The sequence below is a fragment of the Enterococcus larvae genome (assembly GCF_017830045.1).
Lineage (GTDB): Bacteria > Bacillota > Bacilli > Lactobacillales > Enterococcaceae > Enterococcus_L > Enterococcus_L larvae.
This window is the reverse complement of record NZ_JAEDXU010000002.1, coordinates 102,587-116,630: the sequence shown is the minus strand read 5'-3', so window position 1 is coordinate 116,630 and position 14,044 is coordinate 102,587. Positions and strand designations below refer to the sequence as shown.

11 protein-coding genes are annotated in these 14,044 nt (G+C 40.2%); all 11 read right to left on the bottom strand.

Annotated elements, in window-relative coordinates; genetic code table 11:
• Window positions 1–400: 400 nt before the first annotated feature.
• The 11 genes from I6N96_RS04590 to I6N96_RS04540 all read right to left on the bottom strand — a co-directional run bounded on the left by I6N96_RS04590 (window position 401) and on the right by I6N96_RS04540 (window position 14,032).
• On the bottom strand, window positions 401–2,842 hold the full coding sequence (locus I6N96_RS04590) for an ABC transporter permease (protein ID WP_209556339.1): 2,442 nt from the start codon (window positions 2,840–2,842) through the stop codon (window positions 401–403).
• Complete coding sequence (locus I6N96_RS04585) at window positions 2,839–3,531, bottom strand: ABC transporter ATP-binding protein (RefSeq protein WP_209556338.1); 693 nt, start codon at window positions 3,529–3,531, stop codon at window positions 2,839–2,841. The genes I6N96_RS04590 and I6N96_RS04585 overlap by 4 nt, the downstream gene beginning before the upstream one ends.
• An 80-nt stretch (window positions 3,532–3,611) precedes the next feature.
• On the bottom strand, window positions 3,612–4,517 hold the full coding sequence (locus I6N96_RS04580) for a sensor histidine kinase (protein WP_209556337.1): 906 nt from the start codon (window positions 4,515–4,517) through the stop codon (window positions 3,612–3,614).
• Between the two features lie 2 nt (window positions 4,518–4,519).
• Window positions 4,520–5,197 (bottom strand): response regulator transcription factor, encoded by a 678-nt coding sequence (locus tag I6N96_RS04575; protein ID WP_209556336.1) that lies wholly within the window; start codon window positions 5,195–5,197, stop codon window positions 4,520–4,522.
• A 141-nt stretch (window positions 5,198–5,338) separates the two neighbouring features.
• Window positions 5,339–7,051, bottom strand: a complete 1,713-nt coding sequence (locus I6N96_RS04570; RefSeq protein WP_209556335.1) for a proline--tRNA ligase — start codon at window positions 7,049–7,051, stop codon at window positions 5,339–5,341.
• A gap of 191 nt (window positions 7,052–7,242) precedes the next feature.
• Window positions 7,243–8,502 carry an RIP metalloprotease RseP gene (gene rseP / locus I6N96_RS04565; RefSeq protein WP_209556334.1) on the bottom strand — a complete coding sequence of 420 codons (1,260 nt, stop codon included), beginning with the start codon at window positions 8,500–8,502 and terminating at the stop codon, window positions 7,243–7,245.
• Complete coding sequence (gene dxr, locus I6N96_RS04560) at window positions 8,499–9,662, bottom strand: 1-deoxy-D-xylulose-5-phosphate reductoisomerase (protein ID WP_209556333.1); 1,164 nt, start codon at window positions 9,660–9,662, stop codon at window positions 8,499–8,501. Before dxr ends, rseP begins: the two co-directional genes overlap by 4 nt.
• 54 nt (window positions 9,663–9,716) lie before the next feature.
• Window positions 9,717–10,517, bottom strand: a complete 801-nt coding sequence (locus I6N96_RS04555; RefSeq protein WP_209556332.1) for a phosphatidate cytidylyltransferase — start codon at window positions 10,515–10,517, stop codon at window positions 9,717–9,719.
• On the bottom strand, window positions 10,514–11,317 hold the full coding sequence (gene uppS / locus I6N96_RS04550; RefSeq protein WP_209556331.1) for an undecaprenyl pyrophosphate synthase: 804 nt from the start codon (window positions 11,315–11,317) through the stop codon (window positions 10,514–10,516). Before uppS ends, I6N96_RS04555 begins: the two co-directional genes overlap by 4 nt.
• 386 nt (window positions 11,318–11,703) lie before the next feature.
• Entirely contained in the window at window positions 11,704–13,365 is a 1,662-nt protein-coding gene (locus tag I6N96_RS04545) for a PASTA domain-containing protein (protein ID WP_209556330.1), read from the bottom strand.
• Entirely contained in the window at window positions 13,358–14,032 is a 675-nt protein-coding gene (locus I6N96_RS04540; RefSeq protein WP_209556329.1) for an ABC transporter ATP-binding protein, read from the bottom strand. The genes I6N96_RS04545 and I6N96_RS04540 overlap by 8 nt, the downstream gene beginning before the upstream one ends.
• Between the last annotated feature and the right edge of the window lie 12 nt (window positions 14,033–14,044).

Here is a 14,044-nt window from a genome sequence, read left to right as displayed (position 1 = left end):
AGGTGTGAATAAAAGACTTGCTTCGCTTTTCAACTTTACCACAGCGATTTCTTTATTGAAAAACCGTCAAAAGTAAAATCAGCTGATATTCCCCTGTCTTTTAGTCAAAAAAAATGACCAATCACTTGCTTTATAAAGGTCTGAACATTGTTAAGTATACTATTAATTTTTTAGAAATACAATCAAGCCTGTACGGGAGAGACTGACAACATATTCCACGAAAATCCTTTGATTTCAACTTAAAAACGGCTCTTTTTTTCAATGGAATGCTGATTGTATTGATAATTTCCAGCTACACCTTTTTTATCTAGCAACAAAACAGATGAGCCAAGCACTATCTTCCATAGCATTCGACTCACCATCTATTAATGACCTCTTATTAAAATTATTTTGCTGTGCTTTATTTTATTCTGTCTGCCAACGCCTGATGACCAGAGAGTTTCATTACAACCAATGGCGTAGCAATACATAGTCCGCTGACTAATAATAAAGACAGACCCATAGTTAGAAACGGGAATGAGAAGACTGCCATCGGTGCAGTATTTTTTACGATTTGGAACAAGCCGATGGTTACCAACGAACCAATCGTCAGCACTAGTCCTCCAGTGATTGCTGCATAGTAAAAGCCTTCGAACGCCAGCACTTGATTCGTTTGCTTTCTCGTCATTCCAATACTTTCTAAAATCGCCAGTTCCTGTTTTCTTGCAATTAGGCTAGTTGTGATGATATTTACAAAATTCAATAGACCAATCAACGCCAGAACAACAGCCAGTGTATTCCCCAGCAAACGGAAGGTCATGATTTCTTCTCTCGCTTTTTCCAACATCTCGCTTTTACTCATGATTCTGAAATACGGCTGTTCATCAATCATTGCTTTCAGCTGACTGATGATTGCTGCTTCCTTTTCATCCTCGATATTGAATGCAACAGAAAACATGTCTGCATAAGGCGTGAATTGGTTTATTGCCTCTTTAGCCACATAAATAACCGGCGCTCCTTTCGCTTGTATACCAAGATAATCATTTGCTATTACACCTTCAACAGGTACTGATTGCTTCTCTCCAGTGGATAAGACAGTGAAATCTAATGTCGGGATTTCAGAAAAATCTTCTGGATTACTTGATTGAACCAATCCAAATGCCCCTTTACTAAATCCGGACTCATCGAAATCAGTACCGGAGTCTGTCATTAGCTTAACAACTTCCTTCGTGTCGATCCCAACTAGCTTTCCCTTAAAATTCTTTTGATTCAATTCTTTAGGGTCGTGCCGTCCATATTTAAAATACTTATTATAGGAATCAATATATCCTGAGAATTTTTCCGCATCATAATCTACTAAAATCGTTTCATCCAAATACGCATGGAGATCTGAAATCCCCTCCATATTTTCAAGTGCAGCAAGGATTTCATTCCCATCTCCTGTCACAGCTTCAAAGTCCATCGTCGCTGAAATATCCACATCATAAGTAAAATCATTAAGAACGATCCGTTCGAAATCCATACTATCTATCGCTGAATTCACACCAATGAACAAAGTGATTCCCAAAAACATTGAAAGAATAACTGTCACTGCACGCTTCTTATCACGAAAAATGTTTCTCCATGCCATTTGATAAAGCTTTCCTCCGGATTTTGAGCGAACCTTTTTAAGTTTGATTGGTGTCTCCACAAACTGAATAGCTAAAACAGGAGGCACTTTAGCAGCAACACCTGCTGGCTTGACAGAGCTAATGAGAGTCGTGATCAATGCAAAAACTGCGGCGCTGATATAGATCCACGGTGCTGTAGAAACAACCACTGAATCCGCAAAATTAGTTGACTTCAGTGCAAATGGAACCAACCAGAAGGACAAAAGCCAGCCAAGCAGTAAACCTGCGCTTATTCCTATCACTGACAGCAATAATGCCTGATTGATCACAATACGTCGAAGCTGCTTACCAGTTGTGCCGATCGCTTTCAGCAAGCCAAAAAATCGAATATCATTTGCGATTGAAATATACAGAACATTGTAAATCAATAATCCTCCTGATACTAAAATAATCAGTGCAAACAAACCAACGCCTAAATATACTGTTGTTTGATTTTGTGTCGTTTCCATAAACGTTGTTTTGATTTCTTGATACTCTGACAGTTTCAACTGTTCTGCTAAGTGTTTGTTTTGTTCAAGGAGATCATCGCCCTGTTTGTACTTAACAGATACCGTATTTCGTTTTTCAGGATCAGGGTATTTGGTTGAAAATGCTTCTGACACTAAAACATAGCTGAAGTCTGGTACTTTTTGTGTGACAAACTCTTTAAAGTAACCTGAGAGAATAAAATCCTGTTTCTGTTCTTCATCATCAACTTCAATAATCAAAGGAATCGTCATACCAATTTTGGGCTTTTTGATTCCTAAAGCATTGAGTGCTGATAATGGTACTAGGATTTCATCTTCTTTTTTAGGAAAGGCTCCTGTGAAATCAGTGATTGCCTCTTTTCTAAGTCCATTCCACTCTGACTCATCATACCAGTGAAGAAGCAGTGTTTGCTTCTTCTTTACCAGACTAGTTTCATCAATACGTCCAACTGTTCGTTGCTGCCCATAGGCTGACAGCTGATCGTTCGCTTTGATCATTGCATATTGCTGCTCTGTTAAATCGTTGATGTTTGCATCGGCAATTGTACCAGCGTATTGAATTGTTTGTCGTTCATTGGCAGTAATCAAGCTTGATCCTAAGCTAATCACAGAAGTAATCAGCAAGGTTGTCAGCAAAATCGCCAGTACAACAAAGAAATTTCTTCGTTTATTACTGATAAAGCTTTTCATCCATAAATTACGAATTGCTTTTCGCTGTTCCTTCATGCCCAGTCACCACCAGTCACATCAAGCTCTGAAAGAAGTCCGTCTTCAATACGAATAACTCGATCTGCCAGTTGTGCAATTTGATCATTGTGAGTAATCATGATCAAGGTCTGATTAAATTTCTTAGCAGTTGCCTTCAATAACCCTAAGACATCCTGACTTGTCCGACTATCCAGATTTCCTGTCGGTTCGTCAGCCAAAATAATTGCCGGCTTGGAAGCCATTGCTCGAGCAATCGCTACTCTTTGCTGCTGTCCTCCTGATAACATAGACGGTAATGATTCTTCCTTACCAGCTAGTCCTAATGTTTGGATGATATCGGAAACAAACGCTTCATCGATTTTATTTCCATCAAGTTGTACTGGAAGAACGATGTTTTCATAGATGCTGAGTACAGGTACCAGATTATAATTTTGAAAAACAAAGCCTACATTTCTTCTTCGAAAGATCGTCAGCTCTTCCTCATTCATTGTTTCCAGATTCTTTCCGGCAATTCTGATTGTGCCGCTAGTCGGACGATCCAAGCCGCCTAACAAGTTCAATAGTGTACTCTTACCAGAGCCGGATGTCCCAACAATCGTTACAAACTCTCTACTTTTTATCACTAAGTCTACATGATTAACTGCATGTACCTGATTAACACCACTACCATATGTTTTTACCAATTGTTTTACTTCTACGATTTCCATCTTTTTTCCTCCTCTTGCTTACAAGACCAAGTATAAGCAAAGAAGCTTACTCTCTGATGACAATGAACAATCTCTTTCTTTCAGTTTAGTAAGAATAAAGAAATGATCGTTTTGCCGTTTTTCGATTCTATGATTGAATAGCCGCCCTGTTCTTCAACAATCAGTTTAACTAAATATAAGCCGATACCAGCTCCCTCTTCTTCTTTAGCATTCATCCCTCGAAAGTATTTTTGAAAAGCCAAAAGCTGTTCTTCAGAAGAGATTTCTTGCCCAATATTTGTTATTTGGATTCTCGTATAAAAAACTAGGCGCTCAACGTCTATAACGATTTCAGAATCCTCACGTGAATATTTCACTGCATTATCTAAAATGTTGCTGATTGCTTCTTTTGTCCAGCGAAGATCATGAGCCAAAGTAAATTCTCCCGTTGGCTGAAAGTGAAAAGAAAGTCGCTTGCTCCTTCCATGCTCCTTTTGCATATCGATAGCCTGCTGAATCGTATCACTTAAATTTCCCAACTCGGTTTGAAGCTGCATTGATTTAGCTTCAAATCTGGAAATGGTGATGAACTCTGAAATCAACCAAAACAGCTTTTCAGAGCTGAGAGCTATTCGATTTAAGAATTCATTTTCTTCCTTTTTCGACAATCGTTCATCTGCCATCAACTCTGTATACATCATGATACTCGACAACGGCGTCCTCATTTGATGTGAGATATCTGCAACAAGTTCCTGTGTTTTCTCTTGTTCTTCTCTGGCTGTTCCCGCATAGAAACGATTGATTTCAGCGACCCTCAACGCCTTGAAGACTAGCTTCGCCTCCAGCCCTTCTCTATAGCGCAAATCATCTATTGGAAACTCTCCTTGAATGACAGAATCCAATACATAGGCGGCCTGCTCCAATTCCTTTTCATGCTCTCTCTTACTGTTTAAAAGAAGGTAAAACAGCACGCCTACTACGCCCAACAGCACAGCACTGACCCACATGTTCATTCCTCCTTCTCCCAGATGTATCCTACGCCTCTGACGGTTTTGATATATCGAGGTGTTTGTGGATCATCTTCGATTTTCAACCGAATTCTTCGGATATTCACAGAAAGTGTATTTTCATCAATATACTTTCCTTGCTCATCCCACAGGACACTTAATATCTTCTCTTTTTCCAGTACGATTCCTCTATTTTTGATAAAATAGCTGACGATACGGTATTCTGTCGCACTTAATAATATCTCCGCGTCATTCTTCAACAAACAGTTTCGTTCTATGTTCAATGTAAATGGCGGGGAAATAATTTTTTGCGTATAGGATTCCTCCCGACGAAAAACTGCCGCTACTTTAGCCTTGAGAATCGCCAAAGAAAATGGCTTAGTGATATAATCATCGCCGCCCACTGACAGCCCAGCCACAACATCCGTTTCCATATCAAGAGCAGTTAAAAAGAAAAGCGGAACTTGACTAATTTTGCGAATCTGAGTACACAGATCTAATCCATTACCATCAGGCAGATTGACATCTAAAATAACCAAATGAGGCTGTACCTGTTTGAGAATATCTAAAGCTCCTCCCACCTGATCATGGCTGACGATCGAATATCCTTCCTGCTCCAAAGTAAAGGATATCCCTCGACGTAAATGCTCATCATCTTCAATCAATAAAATTTTTTTCATTCTCTTCTCCTCGTTTCATCTACTAGTTCCATTATACTGAAAAAGATTTGACCTGATAGGACATTTACGAAAAACAGACAAGATTTACTCAAAAAAACAGACCCCATCACTTTACAGTGACTAGGCCTGCCATTTCTATAGTTATTCTGTTTCAGTATTCAATAAGATAGACAATGTGCTTGCAAGTTCTTCTTTACGAACCTCCAGCATTTCGCCTGTCTTTTTGATTTTCACTTCTACTACACCATCAACGGCTTTTTTACCAACAGTGATTCTGATTGGGCAACCGATCAGGTCAGCGTCAGCGAATTTAACTCCCGCACGTTCATTACGATCATCAACGAGTACCTCATAACCAGCTTCATTCATCGTTTGTTCCACTTCCTGAGCTAGTTTTGTTTGATACTCATCTTTAATGTTCATTTGAACAACATGAAGATCGAATGGCGAGATTCCCTTCGGCCAGTTGATGCCGTTCTCATCAGCATTTTGTTCAACGATCGCTGACAACAGACGGCTAACACCAATTCCGTAACATCCCATGATCACAGGAGTTTCTCTTCCGTTTTCATCCAGAACATTTGCGCCCATTGATTCACTATAACGTGTTCCCAGTTTAAAGATATGACCGATTTCAATCCCTTTAGTAAAGGCAAGGACTCCGTTTCCATCTGGTGACGGATCTCCCTCTTGAACAAAGCGCAGATCTTCATAACTGATTGGATTAAAGTCTCTTTCAGGATTGACATTTTTCAAGTGGAAGCCAGTCTCATTAGCGCCCGCAACCGCATTGCCTAAATCCTGAACATGAAGGTCTGAATACAGCTTCACATCTTCTGATAAGCCAACAGGACCGATTGAGCCGAATTTCGCACCAATGTATTTTTCTACATCCGCTTCAGCTGCTTCTTCCATGAAGTCAGCACCAAGGAAATTCTTAAGCTTGACGTCGTTCACTTCATGATCACCACGAACAAGAACCATGACCGGCTCTTCATCAGCAATAAACAATACTGACTTGATGATTTTTTGAGGATCTACTTCAAAAAAGTCGCTAACTTCCTGAATCGTCGCAACATTAGGCGTTGCCACCTTTTCAAGCTCTTGATAGCTCTCGTGAGATTTTTTAGCAGAGTACAGGCTTGAAGCCATTTCAAGGTTCGCTGCATAATCCCCTTCTGTTGAGTAACAAATCGTATCTTCTCCAATATCAGAAATCGCCATAAACTCTTTAGAGTCTTTTCCGCCCATTGCACCACCGTCTCCGATGATTGCTCTAAATTCCAGACCACAACGTTCAAAAATCGCTGAGTAAGCTTTTTCATAATCTTTATAAGATTCGTCAAGACTCTCGTCAGTCGCATGGAAGGAATAACCATCCTTCATGATAAACTCTCTTCCGCGAAGCAAGCCAAAGCGAGGGCGTTTTTCATCACGGTATTTTGTTTGAATTTGATATAGGTTCAATGGTAGTTTTTTGTATGAATTCACTTCATCTCTGATCAGTTCAGTGAATGTCTCTTCATGTGTAGGGCCTAAAAGGTATTCACGGTCATTACGATCCTTCAATCGGTAAAGGTTCGGTCCATATGTTTCATATCTTCCAGATTCCTTCCATAGCTCTGCTGGAAGCAACGCAGGCATCAGCATTTCTACAGCACCGATTTTCTCAAACTCTTCTCGCATGATCGTTTTCAGCTTTTCCAACACACGATTAGCCAACGGCAGATAAGAATAGATTCCAGCAGACACCTGACGAACATAGCCTGCTCTCAAAAGCATCTGGTGACTCAATACTTCCGCATCATTTGGTACTTCCCGTAAAGTTGGTATTAACATTCTTGACTGTTTCATTAAAAATTCTCCTTTGTAAGAAAAGCGTACAGAATCCTCAAGTTTCCCAATAAACTTGCAGTTAGAAATCAAGCTGCTGCCAGCTTTTTTACTCTCCCTGTCGATTATCTGTTTCGCTAAACACTAATTTAGGTTTGGTTATTCATTTAAACGGTGAACATGTTTTCCCCAACAAATCAATTATAGGTGTTTTAGAAAAAGAAACGCTGAATATCGTTCCATGTTACAAGGATCATCAGAACCATGATAAAGCCGACACCAACAAGCGTGATAATCATCTCTTTTTCCTGACTGAGAGGCTTTCCACGAACACCTTCAAAAATATTTAGAACGAGCTTGCCGCCATCCATTGCCGGAATCGGCAGTAGATTTACAATGCCTAAGTTCACAGACAGCATTGCCATCAGCAAGATGATTGTATCGATACCGGATTTTGAAGCTTCGGAGGACATTTGATACATCATTACCGGTCCACCTAATTTGTCCAGATTAAAATTCGTGAACAGGGAGCCCAGTGTTTTGAAAATCAATGTTGAGTTATTGATTGTTTCAGTAAAGCCTCCTAAAAGCTTGTCTGTAAATCCGGTCTTCTTGGGGACTGCAACCCCAATTTTTCCAGTATCAGAATCATCTGCTTCCGGTGTCACTGTAACATTCTGTGTTTCATTTCCTCGCTTCACTTCAAAATCAAGAGATTTTTCAGGATTCTTCTGGATGATCGTAATCAGACTTTGCCAGTCAGTGATTTTTTCACCATCAATAGAGAGGATTTCATCATTTTCCTTCAACCCAGCTGCGGCGGCTGCACCTCCATCTTGAACCTCACCAATCTTATTAGTATCTGTTACACTAACACCACCAGTCATAAAGACCCATATAGTAAACAGGACAAACGCCAAAATAAAGTTATTCATTGGTCCGGCAAAATTGGTCAGCATTCTTTGACCAAGCTTCGCTGATTGAAATTGAACATCAAGAGGAGCAATACGTACTTCTACACCATTTGCTTCAATGATATTTGCATCGTGATCAACAGCATAGGTCACTTCTTGTGATTCATCGCCATTTTCGTACCCTTTTATGAAAAGTTCTTTTTCCAGATCATGATCCAACAGTTCAATCGGAATACTGTTTGGAAGTTGAATTTTCTTGCTTGTGTTGATCTTTACTACTTTATTTTCTTCATTAACAACCAAGGACAGCATCATCCCCGGCTTCAACTCTACCTCATCTTCTTCTGCTCCAGCCATTCGAACATAACCACCGACAGGCAGGATTCGAAGTGTGTAAGCTGTACCATCTTTCCCCTGATGAGAAAAGATTTTCGGTCCCATACCGATTGCAAATTCACGTACTAAGATACCTGCACGTTTTGCAAAGAAAAAATGGCCGAATTCATGTACAAGGACAATAATCCCAAAGATAATAATAAAAGTAATGATTGTTTTCATAAATTTCCTTCTTCCTTTATCCATCTTTCTACAGTTTTACGAATATCTTTATCAACAGCAATCACATCTTCCAATGTAACAGGCTGCTGCTCTTTATGATTTTCTACAGCTTTTGTGATCAGTTCTTCGATTTGCAGGTATGAAATCTTCCCTGCAATGAACGCTGCAACAGCAACTTCATTGGCTGCATTGAAAACAGTCGGATAAGCACCGCCCATTTTCCCTACAGTAAATGCGAGTGCCAGCATAGGGAAACGTGTCATATCCATTTCAGCAAAATTGAGCTGACTGATTTTTGTCAGATCAAAGGCCTTTTCATTCTTTATAGGCAGTCTATATGGATAAGTCAACGCATATTGAATAGGTTCTCTCATATCACTTGGACCCAATTGAGCCAAATATGCACCATCTTGAAAGACAACCATGGAATGAACAATACTTTCTTTGTGTAAAACAACTTTTATTTTATCATAATTCATATTAAATAACCAATGAGCCTCAATGACCTCAAGTCCTTTATTGACCATTGTTGAAGAATCAATTGTAATTTTTTCTCCCATTGACCAGTTTGGATGAGCCAATGCCTGTTCCAATGTCACAGCCTTCAAATCTTCTCTGGATAACTCTCTAAAGCTGCCTCCGGAAGCTGTAATAACCAGTTCCTTGACATTATCTGCTGATTGTTGTCCTTCCAAACACTGAAAAATCGCTGAATGCTCACTATCTACAGGCAAAATAGAGACATTATTCCTTTTGGCAGCCTCCATGACCCATTCACCTGCCATCACTAAAGTCTCTTTATTGGCTAGTGCAATATCCTTACCTGCCTCAATCGCTGCCAATGTTGGATGAAGACCAATACTCCCTGTCACTGCTGTCAACACAACATCGATTTCAGCGAGCTCAGCAGCTTCGATCATCCCCTTCTCACCTACACCAAAGCGAACTGTCGGGTAAAGTGATTCCAACTCTTCTTTGATTGCTTCTGAACCAACACCAACATATGCAGGTGATAATGCATCAATCAATTGTTTTCCTTTTGCCACATTAGAGTGAAATGTCAAAGACACGATTTGAAAGCGGTCCGGATATGCTCTGACCACATCAACTGTGCTGGTTCCTATAGAACCTGTTGCTCCTAATAACGCTATTTTCTTCATATATAAAGAAAAACTCTGAACGGTCAGAGTTTTCGCACCTTCCCTTCCTTGATTTTAAAACAGTCCAAGCAAATGCATGATTGGAAAGACAAACAGTAAGCTGTCAAAGCGGTCCAAAATCCCGCCATGCCCTGGAAGGATTTTTCCAGAATCTTTGACATCGTAATATCTTTTGATGGAAGATTCGACTAGATCACCGAACTGTCCAACAATTGAAAAAATGATCGTCAACACAATCATGACTGGCAAATCATAGACAAAAACTTCTTTACCGGGAACAAACGCGATGTAAAGAACTGCAACTACTACCGCAGACAAAATACCGCCTATTGACCCTTCAATTGTTTTGTTGGGAGAAACAGCTGGAAACAGCTTTCTTTTTCCATATTTTCTACCAACCATATATGCACCGATATCTGTTGCCCATACGACAAACAGAGCATAAAGCAGCACCACTAAGCCTGAACTTCTGGCAGCTACAAAGTTTTGAAATCCAACACCGACATATAACGCGGTAATAACAGGAAATCCTGCCTGAGAAATGCTATACGTATTCTTTGATGCAACAAGTGCACCTAATAAAATCATGACCATAAAATAGAACAGCATAAAATTATCTGTTTTCTCCGGTAAAAAGAAAAACCAACGCTCTTTCGGTAAAATCAGTACCACTGCCGCAATTGAAGCAACAATACCTTCAAAGCTCAGTACCTCAAGACCTTTCATTCTAAATAGTTCATAGACGCCTACGACAGCTAAAGCAGCTGCTGTCAGCTCGACTGCTATTCCTCCGTAGACGATGATTGGAATAAACAGAGCCAATGCAACGACTGCTGTAATCACACGTTGTCTCATGTGTTCTCCTCCTTGTTCTCTTTCAAGCCGCCAAATCTGCGGTTTCTATTTTGGAAGGAGGCAATTGCCGCTTCCAGCAATGCTCCGTCAAAATCAGGCCACAATGCATCTGTAAAGAAAAACTCACTATAGGCAATCTGCCAAAGTAAGAAGTTACTGATACGCTCTTCTCCACTTGTGCGAATCATCAGCTCCGGATCACGGAGGTCTTCTTTAAGAAAAGCTGTCATCAAATGATTGGAGACGGTTGTCTCATCAATTGCCTGAGGAGCCAAATTGCCATCCTCAACCTCTTTGGCGATCTGCTGGATTGCTGTTACGATTTCAGCTCTTGAACCATAGTTTAACGCAAAATTAAGCACCATACCTGTGTTGTCTTTGGTTTGCTCAATTGCTCGTGCTACGGCATCCTGTGTATGGGCAGGCAAAAATTCTTTGTAGCCCATCACTTCCACACGCACATTTTCTTTGATCAGTTCCGGTACAAAGGTATCAAAGAAATCTACCGGCAGCTGCATCAGGAAATTAACCTCTTCTGAGGGGCGCTTCCAATTTTCAGTTGAAAAAGCATACAGAGTTAGAACCTTCACACCTAAATGACTGGCATGCTTGGTTATTTTCTTTACTGTGTTCATCCCTTCCTTGTGACCTGCGATCCGCGGAAGTCTTCTATTCTGAGCCCAACGGCCATTGCCATCCATGATAATGGCTATGTGTTTGGGGATTTTCCCCTCTTTATCAAAAGTATATTCATACTCTTCTTGTATATATTTGTCCTTCTGCGGAAAAAAACGAAACATGTTATTTTTCCCTCCAATTTTAGAATCTGTATAAATCTTGTTGAAACGATTATTGCACGATAAGCGACTCTTGCCCTTAGTATAAATAAAGGAATAATAATTATGAAACCATTTCTTCAACAAGATTTACATATCTCAACTATTATAGCAATAACTTTCAGAAAAACCTATGCAAAGAGCAAAATTTTCTTAATTGTTAAGAAAATGAAAAGGAGCGGTTGAATCCCACCATAGAAGAGAATTGAAACAATCAGAAGTAATCCCCTGATATCATTCACTCCTCCATAGCTGAAACTCCAACTGCTCCTTTTATCTACTGCTGATCAAACATCCTGAAAAGCTTTTTCAGTCATCACGATCAGGTCAGCTCATGCAACAATTACCTCTTAACCTTCAGAGCCATTGTTTTGAGACGCATCATCAGATGCATCCTGATTTTGCACGTTTCCTCTACTGACACCTAACCGAATCACAGCATTTATCCCAACAAACTCATTGTACTGACTCATATCAACCACGGTTCCCTTGGTGACTGCCGAATCAACATAGTAAACTTGATAAGTGATGGCAGCACCCTTTGACTGGTACTCTTCGTAGAAGATTTTTTGGATTTCTCCTTCAAGTGTATTGTTTCTCAAATCTCTCATAAATGGTTTGCCGATTGAATAGGCTACCTCAACAACTGGTCTGTCGGCTTCTTTATAGCTTTGCCCCGGTATTACTGACTGACCGATAAATCCTCCATAAGGAATCGTGTCACTATATTCCTGTTTTATGGATAAATTATCTGCGTTTCTTTCCGCTTCTTCCATTTTCACTTGAGAATAGTCAGGAACAATGTACGCTTTCCCTACAGAGACAACGATTGGGAATTTATCTTTCTTAGCTACTTTCGTTCCTTTACCAATCCCTTGAGAAATCACTTTTCCAGAGTCTACTGTATCTGAGTTGCTTTCAGCCACCTCGACTGTCAGCTCATTTTTCTTAGTCCATTCTTCTACTTCTTCTTTTGTCTTTCCAACAAACTCAGGCACATCAATCGTTTTCTCCAAAACCTCGGTTCCTTTTGAATAATAGACTTTAGCTTTGTCTTTTCGTTTGTAGGTTTCAGAAGTAACATCTTTTGAAACCATCTCAAGCTTGATGAATTCTCCAGCTGCCTTTGTATCATTATTTTCTTCAATAACACTCAAATTATCTGCCTTATTATCAACAATCCATTCTCTGACTGCGGCAAGTGCCATCGTATTGAAGTCAGGCAGTGGAACTGCCTCTTCCGGATCTGGTCCCAAGCTGGCAGAAATTTTCAGCTCAGTCCCTTTTTTGATTTTTTTATTGGCTGTGCTTTGAGAAATGATTTGATTTGCATCCTTCTCAAAATCGTAAACCTGTTCCACCTTCAACGGCACATCATTTTCAGTGGACCATGCACGTGCTTCTGAAAGCTCTTCTCCGGTAAAATCCGGCACCTCTACATGGGTAAACTGATAATAAGCAAAATAACCAGCTGCTGCGACAACAAGTGCAATAATTGCCAGTACGACATACTTGATTATTTTCTTTCGACGATAGCTAGGATCGATTTCCGTCAGCTCTTCTCCCGGCACCGTAGTTGCCGGTCTTACAGGCTGTGGCTCCGGCCTCGGCTGTACCGCTTTATGCTGCTGCCTTGATGGAGTCGGCTTAGCTGGCGTTCTCTGTGACGATTGATTACTCTGCGCTGCAGGAGTTGATGGTTTTTCCAGTTCTTCTCCACGATCAATAGCTTCTTTTCGCGCTTGACGATCCTTTCGCTCCTGCTTCTTGATTCTAAGCAATTCCTCAACAGACAGGTCTGCATATTTGTCAGATGCCGTGCTGTCGCTGGCAGCAGACGATGACTCACTCTGGTTGAAATCATTTTCCATCACAGGTTGTTCCTCATGAGGTATTCGCTTCTTTTCAGCAGACGCATCTGTTTTTTGCTTTTCTTTATTTTTCTCATAAAGCTTATCCTGACGAGTCTTCTCATAATTCCCGCCTTGGAAGTTAGATAAAAAATCACTCATATCGCTTCAACACACCTTTTTTCAAATAATATGTTTCATCCGATTCTTTTGCAATATCATTCGAGTGGGTAACAACAATTACACACTTGTTATGCTCTTTTGCCAGTTTTCTGAAAATCGCAACAATTTCCTTTTCCATCTCTTCATCCAGATTCCCTGTCGGCTCATCCGCTAAAATGATATCAACGTTTGTAGAAAGCGCTCGAGCAATTGCCACACGCTGCTGTTCTCCACCTGAAAGCTGGTTAACAAGACGATCTGCTTTCGCTTTAGTGATACCGATATAATCCAATAAGTTGTAAGCAACCTCTTTTTGATTATCAGGAAGCTCGTTATCTGTGATGGACATTGCTACAAGAACATTTTCTACAGCAGTCAGATAAGGAACCAGATTGTAGCTTTGGAAGATAATGCTGATTGCGTCTCTTCGAAATTTATCATAGCCCATTGTCTTGATGTCTTTCTTTTTGAAAAGTACCTGTCCTGATTGCGGCGTATCTAACGCACTGATCAACGACAGAAAGGTTGTTTTCCCAGACCCTGATTGACCTAGGATCGTATAAAATTTACCTTGTTCAAAGGCAACATTTGTATCTTTTAGAATGAAACGGCGCTGATCACCGTCCTGATAATAATAGTTCAGTTTTTTGGTTTCAAGTATCGCCATTATTTTCCCCTC